Genomic DNA, 19918 nt, shown 5'->3' on the forward strand with positions numbered 1-19918 from the left:
GGCAACGTAAAACGTAGGAGGCCCGCAATGCGTTACGCATGGTTATTTGGCCTGACAGGACTTTGTCTGACTCAGAATACTTATGCGGAGAATTCATTCGAGTGGATGAAGTCGCGTCCCGAGGAAGGCCTGGGAATTGAGCGGTCTGGAGAAGACCTCCTCGCCGTTGCACCCGCCTCACGAGAAGATCTCGTAAATTTCACAATGACGGGAACGGTGAAATCGATCGACGACGGGGACACCATCGACATCATCGGCAAAGGGAAGGCAAGATTCGTGATCCGGTTCTCGGATATCGATACGCCGGAGGTTTCTCACAAGCCGTACGTTGACAATGACTGTGCCTGCAATGGCAGCCCCTTTAGGCCGGGGCAGGCGGGTGGACGGGCGGCAACGGAAGCCTTGCTGCAGCTCGTTTCCGTCGGCGACCAAGTGCGGGTCGAATGCTATGAACCTGATATGTACGGGCGCTTTGCCTGCCATGTATTCAGGGGAACCGTTAATCTGAATCTTGAACAAATCAAGAGCGGATGGGGTTGGCTGCCGTCCAAGGCTATTTGGGTGCGGGACCCGGAAAGCAAAAAGGCCGAAGATGAGGCAAAAGCGGGCAAGCGCGGTGCCTGGGGCCTGCCTGACCAGATTTCGCCGAATGACTGGCGCCGTCAATGCTGGGATGCCGGCAAGTGCGACGGTGCCGAAAACTGGCCTGTGGGCCGCTAAGCGCTATTAGTAGCAGGAGCGGTCGCTGCGTCGCGCGCCGAATATACAAGCTACTTTCGCAGTGGGTTCAAATGCGTCTTCTCGCACAAATAATCGTTCCGTGACAACGGTCTGCCGTCTCATGTGCTTTCAGCGCGTCAACAGCTTTCCGACATACGCGGTCACAGGATCGCTTAAAGGGATCACGTCAAGAACATCGATCTGCCTCTCCCAATGTGCGTTTCCTCGACTGCGGCTGCAAGCTGCCGGCCCGCTCGCGGCCCAACACTGTCGTTGGTCACGGCTTGTCTTGAGGGAGGTCGAGTTAAGGTTCCCAGCCGTCTTTTACAGAGCTCCAGGCATCCGCAAGATCTGGAGCAAGTCACATAGGATTCGACGCGAAATTGCGTTATGCTTCAGACAGGAATGCCATCAGAAGGACCGAACCTTCCAGGTGCTCATCGATGACAAGTTGCCGGAAACAATCGCTTCGTGGACGACTTCGTTAGAGGTGGCGAAGGCCTTTAAAGGCGGCGTGGCGTGGGGCGACCAAGACCGTTCAATCATGCTCGCCATGAAACCGCCTGCAGGTTCCGTAGTGGCAAATCTGGAGCGGCTGTACGATGAGCCAGAATTTCAGAAAGCCGTCGCTTTATACGGGCAGGAGATCGAATACTTCTACAATGGCGCTGGCAAGTATGGAAACACTCAGAAGGAAGTCGTTCTCGAACTTGGTTCTCTCAGTTCAGCCAGCATTTGTAGCTATGGTGGTTATTCCAGCCCAGTAGATGGCTTGAGAGCCGGATCCGGAAAATGTACGGAAGCGACCCGGACGAGCAGGAACTTGCTCAGATCCAAAGAAAGCAGACCAGCTTTGGTGGCTGAGCGAATCGGGCACAAGAAATGTTATCGGCCGGACAATACCAAAGTTCTTGGAGCGTGTTACGAGCCGATAGGCTGTTGTCCAGAGGTGTCATCGTTGTTCAGCGTTCCCGCTTGAGATGTTGCTCCACCTTTTATTCCGCAAAGTGCTTTTCAGGTCTCAAGCGCGCGGTCAAGTCAGCCACAGATCGCTTCCTCGCGCCTGCCTGAAAGCAGACATCGTCTTGACCAAGGGACTTGTCGCCTTCGCGTCGACAGCAGATTTTAGCCGTGTATTCGCCCCGAGAACCTCAAGGCGTGACCTCTCATGCGAAACCGCTGGACCCATTGACCAGCTAAGCATACGAGATCGGCCGGGAGGTCAGATTTTCTTTAGAAGCTTGTCTTAATGTCCTGCTCCAGAGTGCGATTTTAGCTTTCAGGAGGCCGACTTCTTTTTTCTCTTTTTTGGCTTGGGTGTTTTCCCAGAACGACATGTATTTGCCAGAGTCAGTCGGATAGATCAGATCGGCGCCGGACCGCTTGCCCGATCGGTGATCGAGCTCGACACTGTGACCGCGGATGCTGGTGATCGTGCTGCCGACTGGATTGAAAGCGGGGCAGCCGAGTACAGCACCAACTTCGGGTTGCTTCGCCTCACCACGACACCAACCAAATTCGCCGAGTTCGCTAACGACATTGTCGATGTGCAACCGGGATTTTGGTTTCACCTGAAGCTGGATCCCAATCAATCGGCAGGGGGGATGCGTGCCTGGTTTGCCGGGCGCACTCCTTTCGGTTTCACCGCATTCTCAAAGGGGCGGATAGTCAAAGCCGAACGGCTCGTTTCCAGCATCGATCCCGCGCCTCGTCCGTCGTCGCTGGGTGCTGCTTCCGTGCCCGCCCTCACGCTGCCGTCAGCAATCGCCGCTGTCTGCCGCATACCGCAGCGTGTGTCTCGGTTAAGTGCTCAAGATGTGCTGGCGCGCGTTCCACAGTCCGACAAGGTGCTCATACATGATGTTGGGCAAGGGAGCTTCACGACGCTACTGAGATACGGGCAACCTTGTCTTCACTTTGACGTCGGCTCTCCTACGGCCTTCAATGCGAAGGGCGCAAGGACGGCACCTTTTGCCGTAGACCTGGACACACGCGTGCCAATCCTTCTCTCGCATTGGGATTGGGACCATTTCCACGCTGCGTTTCAAATCCCCTCGCTTTGGCGGTGTAGATGGATAGTGCCTGACCAGATCCTTGGACCGGCAGCCGCGTCGCTAGCCAGAGGTTTGGCGACCGCCCGGCGTCTATACGTGTGGAACGGTGGATCTGCGTCATTTGATGTCGGTGACGTTGGAGAATGCACGGGCTTGGGCAGAAACGGTACGGGTCTGGCACTGCTCGCCTCGCTTCTTGATGGACGAAATATATTGCTGGCAGGGGATGCGGACTATAACAGCCTGCCGTTTGGTACATTGCATGTCGACGGGCTAGTGGCTACCCATCACGGAGGACGCGCTCATAGCGCATTTTCAAGGCCGCCTGCTCCAATTGGACGAGCGAGTTATTTAATCTCTTACGGTGCGTCCAACGTTTATCGGCATCCTCATGACGAGGCCCTTGCTCTCCATGGCAGTGTGGGATGGTCAGATCCTATCAGAACGGCTAGTTTCAATGGTATAGCTCGAGGCGACCGAGCCTTGTGATCAGCGGCGAAACCACATGGTCGAGGCTCGACCGCCCAGACGGTCGGGATGATCGGGTCGATGGCGCAATACGTCTACTTCACGGCACAGCACCTAGAACAGCTAGGCATTTGGAACGACCGGATGTGCGGATGCAAGAATCGCCGAGCGGATCGAGCTTGCCTTGCCGGGTCGGATCCCCCCAGAATAGCTGGACCGATGTCCCGCGGAAATCTTGCCTGAACATGGTTTCTTATTGGGGCAACTGCGGAAGTGACTTCAGCTTTGCGCCCTCATTTCTGCCGTTCAGTCCATCAGCAAACAATTGTAGAAGCTGCGACCTGCTTCGGCCCGAGCCTGCGTCTGATCTGTCCGAAACCGGCCTTAACCGAGCGCGTCCTCCGTGAAGATGGCTTCATTAGGGAAGATGCCTGCATCGCGGACTCGACACTCCGCCGTTTCGGGATCGTCGGTAAAATAGACTACCACCAAATCCTTCAGCGCTCTCGTGCAGCAGACGTAGAACAGGCGCCTAGTCCGATCCACCGCCGTTTCCTTGCCCTCGGCAATGTTCTCATTATCGCGCTTGGACAGCGGTTTCACGCCAAAGTACTTATCATATGAGAACTGCACATGGGTTCCCTCGTCGTCGTCGAGAACGACCAGCACGCGTTCGAACTCGGCACCCTTGATACCCTGCTGTGTCGAAAAAGGTGACGACTGCCGGATATAGTCCCGGTATCCGATGAACTGGTTCGCCGGACACGCAAGGAAACGATCCATGGCGTCCACTTCCAAGGACACCTCCTCCTTATCGGCATCCTCTGTTTCCTCCCCATCCTCGTCGGCCGCTGCCACTTTCTGTTCAAGAAGCGGCTGTCCGATGAATGCGGCGATCTTCGGGTCAAGCAACATCAGCCGGTTCTCGGCGATATGTAGCAGAACATCCCGGACGGTGGTTTTTTCGTCCGACATCAGTTGCACCAAGGTCAGTACGGCGGTCCTCACCGAGGCGAGAATTTCGGCGACGTTCGACTTCGCGGCCACATCCGGTTGCAACTTGGGACACGACTTGCGCAACAACGACATCGCCTCGAATTCGTTGCCTGTCTTCATCGCTTCGACGATAGGCAGGATAAAGGAGACGAAGGGCTTGAGCGGCCAAGAAGTCGCCTCCATGAAGCCATCTCTGAAAGCGCTCGGCGCCTTATCGTTCATTGCGGCATACAGCTCTCCGAAACCCAACCTGTTCGCGGCCATACGATGGACGATCACCAATAGCTTGATATCGGCATCCGCACCGCCAGCCCATATGGGATCGCCGACCTGTTCGGATACCAAGCGCCGGACCGCCGCCATTTTCTCATCGCGCCTGTCATCGCCGGGCAGAATGAATATCCATGCCGATCCCTCGACTGATCTGGGCGCGCCGTCAGCCGGGTCCGGTGCGATGCGCCCTCCCGTCTGTATGAGGTCGTCGCCGTCGCGCCTGATGGCGTTGGCGACGGAGAGTACCTTGGTCGGGCACCTGAAGTTCTCTTCCTTGGCGATCTCCTCCCAGTTCTCTTCCGCTACGATGTCGCCGATGCCTGTGGCGTAGATGCGCTGCATGGGATCGCCGAAGAAACCCAGACAGAAGTCCGATCCGGCTTGATGGGCAACAGCCTTGAGGGCCTCCACGACGACAGGTTGTGTGTCTTGGCTCTCGTCCACGAAGACAATCGGGAACTGCTGAGCTACGAGCGTCCGGAAGAGCGGGCGGTTCGACATAAAGTAGGTGGCCATACGGATGATATCGTCATGGCCGAGTACGCCCCTCGGGTAGTCGCTTCCGGTACCATAGCGGAAGGTTGTGACCTTTTCGACGGCAGGAATATTGGCCCTATACCTGTCGATGTCGCTCTGGTTTTTTACTCGCGTCCGCTGTTGAACACGGGGGCCGAAATTGGCCGCCGTCTCCTCCAGTTCTAGGATCCGTTCCGCGATACGCTGCAGCACCCAAGCTTTGATGTCCGCCTGGAACGACCTCGTGATGGACCACAAGAAACTGTGGATGGTGGAGACATGCAGAAGAGGGTTGTTGCCGACGTCAGCCCAGATCTCACCGGCCGCGATTTCGGTATAGGTGATACAAGCGATTCGCCTCCGGCGGCGTTTAAGCTCCTGCCCATGCACCTGGATGGCGGTTGCTAGTGCTTTCACCAACGAGGTGGTCTTACCCGATCCGGCGCCGGCCACCATGATGAAGCTACGTTTTGCCTTGCCGGTGAGACATGCCTTAAGAAGCTTGTCCGCCTCCGTGTCGGGTTTGTCGATACGGCCGCCACTCATTCTGCAGCCTCCTCGAAAACATCGACCGCCCCAACTATCGCCTCCGCTTCCTGCGCGACTTCCAGTGCGACTTGTCCGGCAAGCCAGACCAGTCCGTCCTTGATGTATTTGGGAGTGACCCACCCCCCGCCGCCGGAGGCCATGACCTCCAGCGCGAACTTGGTCTTGTCGAAGTGCTTTCCGCCTACTCGCTTGTGCAGGCCGCCTGCCAAAGCCGCGACATCGGACGGGGCCTTCTTGAGCTTCAGACCGACACCCTTGTGGTCCTCCGACTGACACCATTCGGCATTTTCTAGGCCGAAGGCCTCTTCCAGCGTTCGCCCGCAGACGTAGGTCGTCGCTCCCCGCCAACTAACGTCGGTGGCGACCTGGTATGCTACAAATACCTTCGCCGGTTCTGAGCCCGCGATCTCCGCGGTCTTTTCTGAATCCTCTGCAACCAACAACTCGGTGATAAGCCGCTTCTTGGGCAGCCACTTGATTAAGGTCTGGTTGGACGTTTCTGCGCCATCAACCGAAGGCAGGCATGCCTTGCCGTAACGTTTCTTGGCAGGTTCACCTGCAGCATCGCCAGGAACCTCGAATTCCAGCTCTTCTTCCTCTTCGTCCGAATGTTCATCTACTGGCTCCGGGGCCGGTCTTGCCGTGACGCTGTCAATGTCCGTCACGATCAAGGTCGTGATACCGAGAAATTCGATCAGCTCTTTGAAACGATGGCCGAAGGCGCCACTGACCTCGAGAATACAAAGGGAGGCGGACCGTAGAGTGTGCGCCTCACGCTCGATCATGAGAGGAAGCAGAAGGCGTTCGACGTTGCCTTCGACCAGGATCGCAGCGTCTGCGAAGAACAGATCGCAATGCGTGAGCTTGAGATATCTCTGTAGAAAGTCCCGGTCCTTTGGCGCGTCACCTACTTGGAACGACGAAAGATTCAGCACCTGCGTGGTCTGCTCGCCCTCTGCGTGCCGACGAAAGTAACGGATCGGAGCAAAACCCCGCTCATATAGGATGTGGGGAGAGTGGGTCGTGACGACGACCTGGCTGGCGAACGCTGTCTCGTCCTTCTCCTCGACAAGACTGAGGACATTCCGGATGAACACCTGTTGCAACTGCGTGTGCAGGTGAGCTTCCGGTTCCTCTATGAAGACCAGATGCAGGGGCGACCGCTTCTCCTCGTCGGCTTTCCACTTCTCGTGGAGGTCGAGGATTTCGACTACCATGTAGATCAAGTTCTTGAATCCGAGACCGTTGTAGCTGTCTGGCAATCGGGTAGCGTCGTCGCCGTCGCCGAGTACGTAGTGTATCCTGGCGTCTTGGCTCATTACGGAAGCGGGGTTGAGCGCCGACTTTATCTCAAGACGCGTATTGTTGAGGCCGGGGTAGCCGAGGGTAGCGATCCGGTCCAAAGTTTCTTTGAATACATCCTTGAGGTGGTCGTTAAGGCCGGCCTCAGAATTGAAAAGCGCCCTGAGTGCGGTGTGGTCCTCTTCCCTCTGAACCAGGTTGCGCTCGTAAAACCGACTAAGTCTCCGAGAGAGATCCTCTGAACGTCCCGCCCCGCCTTCCGAACGTGAGGCAGGATCCGCCAGATGGCGCTGGGCGTTCAGGCAGTCTACACGTATGAGCGATCGCAAAACTGCGGCCCCGCTCGACTCCGCAGCTAGCGCAGCGGGCTCGTATCCTGCTTCCTCCACCAAGGCGGGATTGAACCTGGCCCTGTCCAGGACGAAGTAGCGAAACTCGTACTCGTTGTGCAGTTCCTTCTCGAGATAATCGGCAAGCGACTTCGGCCATGGCTTGTAGTCGCCCGGACCGCCGGGCAGCGCGTCCGCCCTTTCGACGGCGGCGGCCTTCCTTTGGCGGAACCGTTGCAGGAGCTCCGAGGGCGACCGTGCCGCCAACTCTATGCGCATCCCTACCATGTTGCCCTCCCAAGCTGAGCTTGGAAGGATCGGCATGACCAGATACAGGTCCGCCGCGTTCACCTCGAACCAGAGATCCAGGCTGATCTTCGGCAGTTCCGCCGACGAGTCCCAAGAAGGATCGGCCGCCTCGATCTCATTGAGCTGCTGCCAGGTATGAGAGCTGAAATCGAACAGCGTGAATCTGTCCTTCGCGCCTGACAGGAACATGATGATCGCCTGCGTAGCAGACGTTTTCCCACTGTTGTTCGACCCGACGAAGATAGAGATATCGGATGCCAGTTCGATATGTACGTCTCGCAGGCGACGGTAATTTTTCAGGCGATAGGAATGGAGATGCATCGGTGCGGCTCAGCTAATACACGTGGTAGCACCATCTAGCTTAATGCAACCAGATTCGTCCAAGAGTATTCTTGAATTACAAAAGAAGAATGACCCTTTCCAACTGGAATGACGTGGGCGGTGCGCAACGCTCGACGACATGCATCCAGCGCAGTATCTTGCTCTTCCGCGCCAATTAGAGGCTCGGAAAAACGCCAACCGCATTAGCGCCGGTGAAAGAATTGCCGAGGGCATATTTGTCGAGCCAACACCTCCAATGCGCCACCAACCGTCGGTCACGGAGCCGCCGGCCACGTTGTTCGACCAAGTTTCGGCTTCTAGCAAAAAAACACACGCGCGACCGCTTGGGCGAAGATCTGGCCACGCGACGAATGCCTGCTTTAGCCGGCGCGTCACCAAAAGCCGACTAACAGGTTACGGCCCCAACGCGATCACCCGCTACGAGCTGCCCCAGTCGCCTGCTGGCCGATCGAGTCCGCATTATCATCCCGTACCTTCACATAGGTCACATAGAACCCCTTGATCACCCGGTGGTCCTGTAAGCGATCGCCAAGTGAAAAGCCTTCCGTCTTGATCGGTGGCTGAAAAATGTCGAGCCCGCGATCAAGTACGATTTTCCACCCGGTATCAGTGACGATATCGCGAGCATGAGCTGTTCCAGACGTGTCGAGGGCCCAGCTAAATTCTACTCCGGAGCCAGTGCAGGCTGCCTTGATAGAATCGAGAAGCTCTCTTTGACGCGACAGATTGCCATCGTCTGGCGCCGTAACCAGATGAACCCGTAGCTGATCCTCGGGGCGCTTGCGGCGGACCAGCATCTCCACGAATTCCATCATATTCCGGATCTGATAGAAGAACCGAATGTACGGATCGGTCACGACGACAAGAGAGGCTCCGTCAACATAGGGACCAAAGAGCTTGTCATAGCTGACGCCCTTGCGGTTTTCGGCATAGACGAAATGGCCCTCCGCAAGTGCGATGGAACTTTGAGCTGCTGGGTGAGCCGTCACTAGAACGGGAGGGGGCGCCCCCTCTTTCCGCTCAATCGAAAGCGGCGCGACAGGGACATCGAGCAAGGTATCTTCCTGCGCATCGCCACCATCGGCGCCTTTCGTGTGGTAGAACTGCGGATACTCTTCTTCCTCCACGGTGGTCACGCCGCGCTTTACGCCGTCGACGCCAATGTAGTGAAAATCAACTTCCGGATAGGTGCTGTCTATACGTGCGAGCTGGTCCTTAACTCGCTTGCGGCTTTCCATGGCTAGGCGCAGCAGCTCTTCGACTTCAGCCTCTGTTTGGCTGCCATCCGGAAAGATCAGCTTGAGGAGCCCTGACATGGTCTTGGAGATCGCTGTGCGATCCCGCTCTGAGATATTTTCGCTGATCTTGAAATAGTGCTGAACGCGATTGGAGAAGTCTTCGGATCGCAGATGGCGCAGGATTTCGGCGAGGTAGTCGACGATAAAGCCGTAGCCCGCCGTGAACATTTCGCCGCGGATGACGTCGATCTCCCAGCCTGGCAGATAGGCATGCAAGCGGTCGATGAAAGCCGAGTCATGGAACTGGCTGGGCAATGCCTCGAAGAGATCGCTGTTCTTCAGCATATAGGGGACGTTATGGTCCGTATTGCCGACGAAGGAGAAGCTGGCCTCTGCTCCCATGGGGTTCACCCCACGGGAGAATGTCTTGTTGGCCATGTAGTTCTTCATGATGTCGACCAGCGCCTTGTTCGCGGTCTTTTCACGTCCAGCGAACTCGTCGAAAGCAACCACATCCCAGTAGCCGACGAGGCCGATACGGCCGTTCGAGTTGTTCACGAAGAGCTTGGGGATCGTAATCTCGCCGCCTGAAATCAACTGGCCGTGCGGAGAGAATTCCGAGTAGACGTGAGACTTACCCGTTCCCTTCGGGCCCAGTTCAATCAGATTGTAGTTCCGCTCGACGAAAGGAATGAGGCGCAGCAATTGCAGCAGCTTGCTCCGACGCCCGAAGGCCTCAGGGCGGAAGCCGATGCTCTGCATGAGCAGATCGATCCACTCGTCCGTGGAGAAGGACCGGCGTAAGTCCCGATACTGCTCATAGTCCACCTTGGCGATCTGGATCGGCTTGATCGTTTCCAGGATCCAGGGCGAAACCCGCGCCTCGTCAGAAAATTCATACAGCACATCGGCGATGCACCAGACGCCGGTCACCAGCAGCTTCGGGTGTGTCTTGACCGTGGTGCTGTCCACGGCGACTTTCTTGATCCCGAGGTTCTCGAATACCGCCTCATAGCTGTCGGTCTTCTCGTTGAGTGAAACGCTGATCTGGTCGATCACCTTATAGCGGCTGCGCTCCCGGATGGTGGACTGGATCAGGCCGGCCTCGCTGCGGTGAACATAGTGCTTGCGCAGGATGTCCTTGACCGTTTCAATGCCCGTCTGGATCGACGCCTCGTCGTCCGTCGCGCAATACTGCCCCAGCAGATATTCCAGCACGTAGGTCGGCACGATGGCATTGCCCTTGACGGCCTTCACGAGATCTTTCCGGACAACGAAGCCCGCGAAGTGTTCGTTGATCTTGCTATCGAGATCGCTCATGGGCCGGTCCTCAGAAATCAAAGTCAGTGGTTATGCCGCGACGCAATTCAAACCGATACGTGGCACAATCTTGATAACGGCTCGTCTTGCCAACACGCTCACGCAGCTTCAGGATGACATCCTGATTGTTGAAGCGGTCAGCCTCTCGCGACAACAGGAATTTTCGCGGCATTTCGCGTTCACGCGGGTTGTCGGAGCTGAAGTCGAACACCAGGGTGTATTCGTCGGAAATCAGCGTTCCATCCGTGGCATAGATGCCCGCCAAAACCTCGCGCGACCGCATCTTTTCCGAGACAGGCTGAACCTGATACAGCGTGACGGCTGTCTGGCCGGACGAGATCAGGCTGCGCCCGGAAACGAGGATCTGCACCTCGACCTGACCGATGTCGGCCTCCCGCTGCTTGCCGACCCGGATGACGGGTATGACGATCTCCTGCAGGCTAGCGCCGCCGTGAACGAAACGGCTGCCGGCACCTTTCACCCGCATACGGTTGATCGAGTTCGGAATCAGAACGTCCAGCTCGCCGGAAAGCCCGAGATTGGTGGCCGTGAAGTGCTTCATCCCATCAGTGGCAACAAGTCCCCGGCCAATGACGAAGCGGCGGTTGCGGAAAAGGACCTCGTCACCCTTCGGATCGGCGATGGCGAAGTCGCTCTCGTCGAGCGCGCGGTGCTGATAGAGGAAACCGTGGTCGGCGGTAATGATGATATTGGAGAAGTTGGCGGATGTCAGCTTGCGCACCAGTTTGGTCAAATCCTCGATGGTGTCCTCGGCAGCTTCCGGCAGCAGATCTTCCGTCTGCATCTTGTCGCCAATCGCGTCGATGCGGTTGTGGTAGATGTAGACGATATGGTTGTCACGGAAGAGCGCTTTTCCCTCGTCGACGCGCATGTTCATGACGTCTTCGAATTTCAGCGCCTTGGCTGTGTCGCCATTACGGCCGGCGGCCAGCAGCTTTTCCCGTGCGGCCAGACCTCGGGTGTTTTCACCACCGGAGAGAATATCGCCGCTGCCATCCTCGGCCATGGCCAGCCCGTTGTGCGGAAGGAGTGCGGCCATGCCGAGCTGGGTATAGCTCGGGAGCGAACTGATCATCGGCTTCAGATCGGCATCGAACCGATCCAGCGCACGGATCCGGCGCAGGCATTCTTCGGCAACCTCGAAACGCAGCGCATCGGAAATAATTACCGCTACCTTCTGATCCTTCCGGCGGTACTCCGCCGACTGTTCGCGGTAGAAGTCCGCCTGTGATGGATAGCCGGGGATCTTCCAGTCACTCAAGCGGGCGACCTGGTCTTGCCAGGCATCGTTGACGGCCAGAACATAGCTGTTGGTATAGCGGTTTTCGACCGACTCGTAGAGGTCGGCCAGCAGTTGCGCCTGACCGCTCTTCTGCATGTGGTAGATGAATTTGCGATAGAGCTGGTCTAGTCGGTACCAAGTGCTGACATAGCGTTGCACGCCCTCGGAGGCATTGGTCATGCCGAGATGGGCTTCCGCCAGCGCCTGCTGGAACTCGGTCGCAAAACCGATGGCCTGATAGATGTCCTCGTACTTCGAATACCAGTGGCTCTGCCGCCGTTCGCGCACCCAGCTCAGCACCTCCGGCGCGCCGACCGCCTGCGCTGAAAGAGCCTGCACGATCTGGTGGATGATCTCGCGGTCGATTTCCTCGAAATGGTCGATGGTGACGAAGGTGCGGAAATCGCGCTTCTTCAAGTCGGCGGGAATGGCCAGCAGATCCTGATAGCGGGCAGAAAGGGTCTCGAAGGCATCCGCCCAGTGCCGGTTGTTCTTCCAGCGGCGGAAGACGAGCAGTGCCTCGGCATTCAGCGCCCCATCTTCGCCCAGCACGCGGACATAGGCCGATTGGAACAGGGAGATGGCGAAGTCCTCGAAATCCGGCTCGCTTGGCTTGTAGCCATAGGCTTGGCTTGCCTGCGTCCAGAAGTATTCTGTGAGCCCGGAGCGCTCGATCAGCCGCAAGCCATCCTCCTTGCCAGCGGCAAGATCGCCCAGCAGAGCTTCGATCACTGTATCCAGGCCGCCCTCGGCGCCAGCGCAGACGGCCAGCATTTTCAGGCGCATCTGGGTTTGGGTGTCGGAGGTGTGCAGCAGCTTTTTTAGGACCTCGACACGAGGCTTGGCGCCGAAGAAACCGATATGCGCGCGAACGGCATTTTCGAATTGCAGAGGCAGGCCCAGCTCCGCAACCCAGATCGCGGCCTGATCCGCCTTGAACACAGTCGTTGCCAGTTGCACATCGAGAAGCCAGTTTTCCGGCATCGGCGGCTCATGCCCGTCTTTGAACAGAAGGAAATAGGCATACGGCTCCTTTCGCAGGATGCGGTACTTCAGGCCGAACTCATTGTTTGCGATGTCCAGCTTGGTCACGCCAGGAAGGTCAAGCGCGTCAAACTCCGCCCGCATGTTGCGGTCCGTGTCGTACCAGAAGACGATCCGGTGCTCTTCGTAGAGACGCCGCAGGCTGGCGGCGATGCGATCACTCATCGGCCGCCTCCAGCCCCTTGATCGGCTTCAGCGCTGCGCCGAACAGCGGGTAGTTGCGCTTCACGCCCTCATCCAGATCTACATCGATCTTCTTCTGCGCCAGCGGGAAGATGACATCGCGCTCCCATTCCTCCAGTTCGGCGATCTCCTTGGCGACAGTGCCGACATCCTTGAGGGCGCGGGTGCGAACGTTCTGGGCGGCCGATTGATCATCGGAGAGCTTGTCCAGCCGGGCACGCTCGGCTTCCAGCTTGCGGATGAATTCGCGTAGATAATCGTTCAGCAGCACGGAAACCGTCTCAGGCCGGTAGCGGTGCATGTAGATGAGCGCCTGGAAGGTGCCCTTAGGCGAAGAGAACATCCAGTAGATCGGCCGCTTCTTGTAGCGCTTCAGGTGGTCCTCATAGAAGGTCCGGGTGAAGTATTTGCGGATATCGCCAATCTGCGCCTCAATGAAAGCAAGGTTCTCGCGGAACCGCTCTTCGCCGAAAGTCACGCGCAGGAACTTGCGGAAGCGGTCCACAATATCATCCGGGAACCAGTCGCCATCCAGCACGGGGATCACATTGTCCGCATCCGGCAGGAAGCTCGGTTCCGCTACGCCCTTCTCTTGCAGCTTGTTTAGATAATCGGCAAGCGTCTCGCCCTGATTGGCAAGGATCAGACCCGGCGCATCGAGGCTGTAGCGGCCGAACATGCAGCCGACTGCATAGGAGAGGAACTCGGCCATGGTATCGACCTTCAGCCGCGCTTCCCGCTCTTCCACCGTTCCCTTGACGCCATAGCGATAGGCCGGGTTGCAGGTCAGCGTGATCTCCTCGATGGGCACATCAGGCGTGAGTTCTTCAGCCAGACCATATCCGTCGATGAAGATGTGGTTATTCTCTTCCTCCAGCCGCTGCATTTCGTTTGTCATGCCCTGCCAGTCGGCGCGCAAACGGGCGTAGCTCGCCTCCAGCGTCTCGTCCCTGTGCTCGGGCGAGAGCAGCGGGAGCGTGGTGAAATCCCAGGAAGTTTCGTACGCGTCCCAGTCTGTTCGCGCCGAATTGGTGAGCATGTCGGCCATCGGCTCGATCTGCAAGAGGGCATCTTTAAGAACTGGAAACTGGCTGATGCTGCCAGGATTGAAATCAATTGTTGGGCAAAGGATCTCGAGGAATTTCGTGCCGACCTTAGACAGCAAAAGCGCCATGAAAGCCTTTTCGGAGAAAGTGGTCTCGGAGAAGATCATGCTACCTTTTTGATCGAAAATCCCTTTTCCATCTACATATCTGGCTGAGAATGCGCCGCTGGAGACGTTCGTATAGGTAACACCGGAGCGGAAGTAGTAATCTCGGTTTTGGGGTCTAGCGCTTGGATGCTGTATGATCTCAAGCCCATCTTCGGACCAATCAATGACCATGTCCCGATTGCCGTACCATTTTCGGTACTCACCGCCCTTAACATATGGCACCCAAGTACCGTTGGAGTTGCTGATCCGCGTCTTTTTTAGGGACGCTTCGTGCCAAAACCTTATGAAGCGCTCATTGTCACCAGTCTGGAGCCCAACGAGAATTCTTCCACCTTCAGAAAAGGCAGGATAGTTTTCGAAAGCGCGTAGGGTATTGTCGCTTAACCAATAGGCAATCGGAGTTCCGGGGATCTTTCCGAACCGGCGCTGCTCAAACTTGAAGAAGCCACTCAGCGGATCGCGAAATATTTTTTCAATCTCGTTAGGTGACCTAACGTCTACGTGTCGTTTGAACAATCTTCTGAAAACTGACCGACCACTTTTCCTTGGGGCCGCATTCCTAAACGAAAACGCTGTTGAGCCAAAGTCCGAACCGAAGATCCCACGGCCCAAATGAAGAAGAGAGGTAATCTCCTGGGCACGAACGGTATTTGCACGATACTTCCCAAATGACGTAAGGAACATCCAGGATGGCAGGTTGATCATTCCCCAGTAGCCATTTGGAAGGGTTGCGGTAGTGCAGCGCTCCATGAAACAGGTCATCAAATCAAATCGCGAGTCGGGATACGATCGCTTCGTAAATGACTGCAGTCCCCCGTTCATCCCATTCCAACCCATATATGGCGGGTTGGCGACTACGACATGGTATGTCTGCGACAGCGCGTTGGCCATGCGCAGCACGTCCAGAACGCGTGCCTGCATTTCCTTCAGCAACAGGTCTGACCTGAAATCCCGTGCCTCGACCAGCCGCAGCGTCTCCGCCGGGTCGCGCAGTTTCGGCACGATCAGCGAGCCGAAATTCTTCGCCTGCTCAAACTGCGCAAGCGTTTCGCGCAGCGCATCCGTAAACAGATCCTTGCCCACCACGGCGGCCACATCCGTCAGTTCGGCAGGTGTGAAGGTGACGTTTTGCAGCACGACGATATCCGGCTTCACCTCCATGCGCAGGAAGCGGCGGCGGCCCAGTTTCGCTGCCGCCTTCATGGAGAGCGCGAAGGCCGCCAATGCGCCTGCGCGGTCATCGATCTCGATGCCGGTGAGATTGTGCTTCAGGATCAGCGCCGGGATCTCGGCGGGGTCATAGCCTTCTTCCTCATAGATCGCGGTGAGCAGGTCGAAGGCATAGGTCAGCATATGGCCGGAGCCGCAGGCCGGATCGCAGATCCTGATCTCTTCCGGCTTGCCAATCTTCAGGAAGTCGGTCTCTGGTTCTTCGGGGGCGATGTAATAGCCCATCTGCGCGGCAAGCTTCGAGCCCGGCCGATTGAGCAGCCACAGCCGTCCCAGCGAGTTTTCCACCAGGTAGCGGACAATCCAGTGCGGGGTGAAAAGCTGCGTTGCGGCGGGAATGTTTTCCGCTGTGATCTTTATGTTCTTCTTCAGCCCGGCGAAGACCTGATCCTTCTTTTCCGAGATGTAGAACTGATAAAGCCAGCCGATGATTTCGACATCGGCGCAAGCATCATCCGCCATCGCTTCGCGCAGGCGGGCAAGGATGGAGCTAGGCGACAGCAGATCTTCCGGCATCAGGAGTTCGGTATAATCGCCCACCTTCTCAAACAGGAAGGGCATTGCCCCATGCCAGGCATTGCAGGCATGCACCAGCAGCAGCCGGTAGGCCTCCGCCTGCGGATCGTTCGAAGGAGTGCGGCCTTCCAGCAAAGCTGAGATGGCAGAAGGTGCCTTTTCCGGCAGATTGCCAGCCATGGCTTCCGCCAGAATTTCCGGCCGCGTCGCGCCATCGGCGGGGGAGACGACACGTGGATTGGTGTAGCCGTTCACATCCATGAAGCGCAGTGCCGTGAAACGGTTGAACCAGGTATAGGCCACCTGTTCGATCACCTGCCGTTCGCTCGCCTCATGAATGGCGACTTCTAGTGCCTTGACCGCCGCCGGCTGTTCGCGCCGCGCCGCAGAGGCCGGATCCAGCACCAAACCCAGCTTTGCGGTGACCTGATCGATCAGCAGGTTGCGGGCGCTTTGCGCGAATTTCTTCAGGCCATTAGTATCCATCAGACGATCACTTTCTTGCCTGCGGCAATCTCTGCCAACAGGGTCTTGCGCAGTTCATTGACGTATTGCTCCACATCGGCCTCTTCCGCGAGGTATGGTCGCGGATAGGCCACCTTGATTTGCGAAGCGTTGATATAGGTTGGCGGCTTGATGACTGGGGCTGGCCGCTCGCCCATGCCTGGCGTCGTGGGCTTTGGCGCCGCAGGCGGAGGAGTAAGCCTGGCGATATCCGCGAGGATCTGCTGCATCAGGCCCGTGCGCGCACCATTCGCCCTGTCCCGCAGGATCGGGATCATGCTGACCGTCTCAACACCGGTTTTGTGGGTTTCGATGCTGCGCTGGATCTTGTCCTGTTGCTCCGGGGTCAGCGCCTGGAACTCGGACGTCCAGGCGATCTTCTCGGCACATTCATCCACCGCCGCGATCACCGCCTTGCGCTCTTTCAAGACGTCAAGCTCTACCTTGTCCTTCAGGGCGTAGAGGTCTGCCTTGAGCGACTGGACGACATTGCCCTTGTAGCAATCCGGGTCGTTCAGCGCTGCGCGCAGCTTTTCCCCGGCACCAGCGTCGACATAGCCGATATTGGCTTCCTGTGACCGGAGGAAATCCCGGACGTCATCGTAGATTTCCTTCTGGGCACCGGCCATGAAGCTGCGGATCTTGTCGAGGATGTCCTCCTTGGCATTCAGCAGCGCGTCTTCCTGTTTCACCGGCTCGGTGATGTACCAGGCCGGCGGCTTACCCGTCATGTCGGCGATCCGATCCCGCAACGGCTCGAGGGCGACCACGAAGGGATAGTTTCGTTTGTCAGACAGCAACCGGTTGAGTTCGTCCGCGAGCTTGCGTGCGCTATCTGCCCACTCGCCGCCAAGTACGCGCGCATCGGAGCCATCTGCCGGCTGGCCGAAAAGTTCCCGGTACAGATCCTTGGCAGCCCGGATCTGGGAGGGGAGGAACTCCACTTGCGGCGTGAGCAGAATATTGCCTAGCTGATGACTATTGTTCAGCGCTCGTGCGAGACCCGCGCCCTCAAGCGGCGCGCCATCCGACCGGGCTTCGCATTTGCCCTTGGCCACCAGGCTTGCGGTGAGACAAAGGGTGGCGACCGTCGGCCAGCCATAGGGCTTGGCGCCGAACCGCTCCGTCAGATACTTGACTGACACCTTCACGCCATTGCGGGCCTGCCCCTGGATATGGTTCAGGACCTCCTGCTCCTCCTCCTTCAGACCCGTATCGCCGAGAAGGTCGTTCGCCAGGCTTGCCGCCTTGGCAATATCTGCCTCTTGGTAGGTCACGCTCCGCAGCATCGGCAGGTTGACATAGACCTTGTCGACGAGAGACTGGAATGCCTTGACGATGCGCTCCTGCGGCTCGTCGCCGCCGACATCAAGCTCATCGCCGCGCACGAAGAGACGTGCGTCTGCGATCAATTTTCGAAGCCGGGCTTCCAGATCCTTCGCACGGCGAGCGTTTTGATCGCTCTTTTCCTGAATAAGGCGGTCGCGGCCCGGCTGCGGTGAGCCGGTGCGAGCCTGCCGGATGTACTTGTCCGTTTGCCGGAACAGCCGCAGGTCGCGAACGAACCGAACGTCTGGCTGCAGGACGACAGCCAGCTCCTCGCGCCCGAGGTTGCGCATGCGGACTGTCTCCGGGACCGCAATATCATCGCCGACCGGGCTGATGATGTTGATGGACAGTTCATATTCGCGGCCCAAGAGATGGTCGTCGAGCTTCCGGCTGAAGGCATATTCGTAGCCCGTCGTCAGGTGCTTGATCTTGCGGTGACGGAGAATGGTGTCGAACGCGAGATCTTCCAGCGCCTTGGTGCTTTCCTCCGGGTCGACGTCGAGCGCCTTGATCTCTGCCTCGACGTCCTTCTCCTCATTGGTGAGAAATTCATAAACATCGCCATTGCGCTGGATGTAAGTTTCCCGCTCGAGGCGAGCCAAGGCCTCCTCGATCCTGCGGCGCTGTTCGCCTTGGTCTACATCAAATTCGGATAGCAGCAGGATGCTGATGTTCCTCACTGTCGCCCTGAAGCCCTTGACGTATTTGACGAGGAACAGTGCCTTCAGGACACGAAAGGCATAGGGGTCATCGAGATTGTCTTTCGCAATATGGATGGATTGTTGGACGGAGGACTTCAGTACCGATTGTATGCCGTCGAACATGCGATCGAAGGTCGCGAGGCCGCCGACCGGCATATCTTTCAGAGCCTTGGCAACCTCCTGAAACACGGCAAGCATGGATCGTTCGCCAACAGAACTATGCTTGCCTTCAAAAGCGTTGTGCTCCGAAAGTGAGGTGATCGCCATCTGGAAGAGCGTGTACTGGTACGGCGGGAAGGGGTAGCTGGCGATGAAATGGTTTCGATCGCGATAGTTTTTGAGCGGGATAGAACCATCGGCAAAATCGAATAGGGTCCGCAGATTACTCACTTCCTTGTCGTGCAAATTGCCCAGCGTAATTTCCGCGGCATCGGTTTTCGCCAGCAGACGCTTCTGGATGACCTCTGCCACATCGGCAGAGTTCAGCGGCATGCGATTGGAAAAGCGGGCCTGAATCTTGGAAAAGTCGTTCTCCTGGCGCGTCGTCATGTCGCCCACGACGTCTGTGAGAGCCTGCTGCGCGGTGACGATGATCCACGCTTGTCCCTTGCACTTGGTGTTCAGGCTTTCGGCAATGGTCTGCAGGTTTGTCATCAGCTTGACGTTGTCAGCGATGTACTGACCGACTTCATCGACAAAGAAGTTCAGTCGAAACTTAGGTACCTGCCGGTCGATCCATGCCTTCACAGTGTTGGCAAAATCCTCGATCGAGACCCGTGTATCCTTACGATACTGCGTCAGGATATCCCTTGCATCCGCGGCGTCCGTTCCGGTAGCGCGAGCGAAGGCTGCGGCGACGTTGCGTGCTTCCAGCAGAGCCTCTTCTCTGCCGCGGGTTTCCCATGGCTTGCCGGACAGTTCCAGGAAGGCCGTCTTAAAGGTGTCGAGTTGACCGCGCTCATCCAGTTGCCGCTCGAACTGGGCGATGTGCGGCTGCTTCCCGTAATAGCCGCACATTTCATCGAACACTTTTTGGAACACAGCCAGCAGCGCATCGACGTCAGTCTTTGAGATCACGTCGGCCTTCTGGTCGATGTTGAAGAGGATCGATTTCGACGGGATCGAAACGGCCTTGCGCAAAGCGCCGGCCAGCATCGGATCACCCTTCAATTCATCTTTCTGAGCAAAAATATCGAAGGCCTTGATGCCGTCAACCTCACGGTTTTCCAGTAGCAAGGCGAGCATTTTGAGAAGGTGCGACTTGCCGGAGCCAAAAAAGCCGGAGATCCAGACGCCGTTCGCGGTGCTGTAGTTGTTGTAGGCCTCCAGTAACTGACCCAGCCTAAGCCCGATTTCGCCGGTGATGACGTACTCGTCCAACTCCACCCGCAGACTTGCTTCATCATCCGCCTTGATGACGCCATCGATGGAACGATCGACAGGTTTTTCGAAAATGTCACGCATCGCGATCGTCATAAA

9 protein-coding genes are annotated in these 19918 nt (G+C 57.4%); 2 read left to right on the forward strand and 7 right to left on the reverse strand.

All coding sequences use genetic code 11. The features are described from left to right. Window positions 1–27: 27 nt before the first annotated feature. Both HFO99_RS19320 and HFO99_RS19325 read left to right on the forward strand, forming a co-directional pair. The gene (locus tag HFO99_RS19320) at window positions 28–720 is read left to right on the forward strand and encodes a thermonuclease family protein (RefSeq protein WP_222362936.1); all 693 of its coding nucleotides are present in this window, start codon (window positions 28–30) and stop codon (window positions 718–720) included. A 433-nt stretch (window positions 721–1153) separates the two neighbouring features. After that, window positions 1154–1699, forward strand: a complete 546-nt coding sequence (locus tag HFO99_RS19325) for a hypothetical protein (RefSeq protein WP_222362938.1) — start codon at window positions 1154–1156, stop codon at window positions 1697–1699. Window positions 1700–1916: 217 nt separating this feature from the next. Here the strand turns inward: HFO99_RS19325 and HFO99_RS19330 are convergent, their stop codons facing one another. From HFO99_RS19330 to brxC, 7 genes are all read right to left on the reverse strand, one after another. Continuing rightward, on the reverse strand, window positions 1917–2291 hold the full coding sequence (locus HFO99_RS19330) for a hypothetical protein (protein WP_222362940.1): 375 nt from the start codon (window positions 2289–2291) through the stop codon (window positions 1917–1919). A gap of 1335 nt (window positions 2292–3626) precedes the next feature. Further along, the gene (locus HFO99_RS19335; protein ID WP_222362942.1) at window positions 3627–5573 is read right to left on the reverse strand and encodes a UvrD-helicase domain-containing protein; all 1947 of its coding nucleotides are present in this window, start codon (window positions 5571–5573) and stop codon (window positions 3627–3629) included. Continuing rightward, window positions 5570–7837, reverse strand: a complete 2268-nt coding sequence (locus tag HFO99_RS19340; protein WP_222362944.1) for an ATP-dependent nuclease — start codon at window positions 7835–7837, stop codon at window positions 5570–5572. The genes HFO99_RS19335 and HFO99_RS19340 overlap by 4 nt, the downstream gene beginning before the upstream one ends. A gap of 431 nt (window positions 7838–8268) precedes the next feature. Next, window positions 8269–10416, reverse strand: coding sequence for a BREX system Lon protease-like protein BrxL (gene brxL / locus HFO99_RS19345; RefSeq protein WP_222362946.1), 2148 nt, complete (start codon window positions 10414–10416; stop codon window positions 8269–8271). Window positions 10417–10426: 10 nt separating this feature from the next. After that, on the reverse strand, window positions 10427–12928 hold the full coding sequence (gene pglZ, locus HFO99_RS19350; RefSeq protein WP_222362947.1) for a BREX-1 system phosphatase PglZ type A: 2502 nt from the start codon (window positions 12926–12928) through the stop codon (window positions 10427–10429). Next, the gene (gene pglX / locus HFO99_RS19355) at window positions 12921–16391 is read right to left on the reverse strand and encodes a BREX-1 system adenine-specific DNA-methyltransferase PglX (protein ID WP_222362948.1); all 3471 of its coding nucleotides are present in this window, start codon (window positions 16389–16391) and stop codon (window positions 12921–12923) included. Before pglX ends, pglZ begins: the two co-directional genes overlap by 8 nt. Then, window positions 16391–19915 carry a BREX system P-loop protein BrxC gene (brxC, locus tag HFO99_RS19360; RefSeq protein ID WP_222362949.1) on the reverse strand — a complete coding sequence of 1175 codons (3525 nt, stop codon included), beginning with the start codon at window positions 19913–19915 and terminating at the stop codon, window positions 16391–16393. Before brxC ends, pglX begins: the two co-directional genes overlap by 1 nt. Window positions 19916–19918 lie beyond the last annotated feature (3 nt).

The sequence above is a fragment of the Rhizobium leguminosarum genome, from assembly GCF_019798305.1.
Classification (GTDB): domain Bacteria; phylum Pseudomonadota; class Alphaproteobacteria; order Rhizobiales; family Rhizobiaceae; genus Rhizobium; species Rhizobium leguminosarum_U.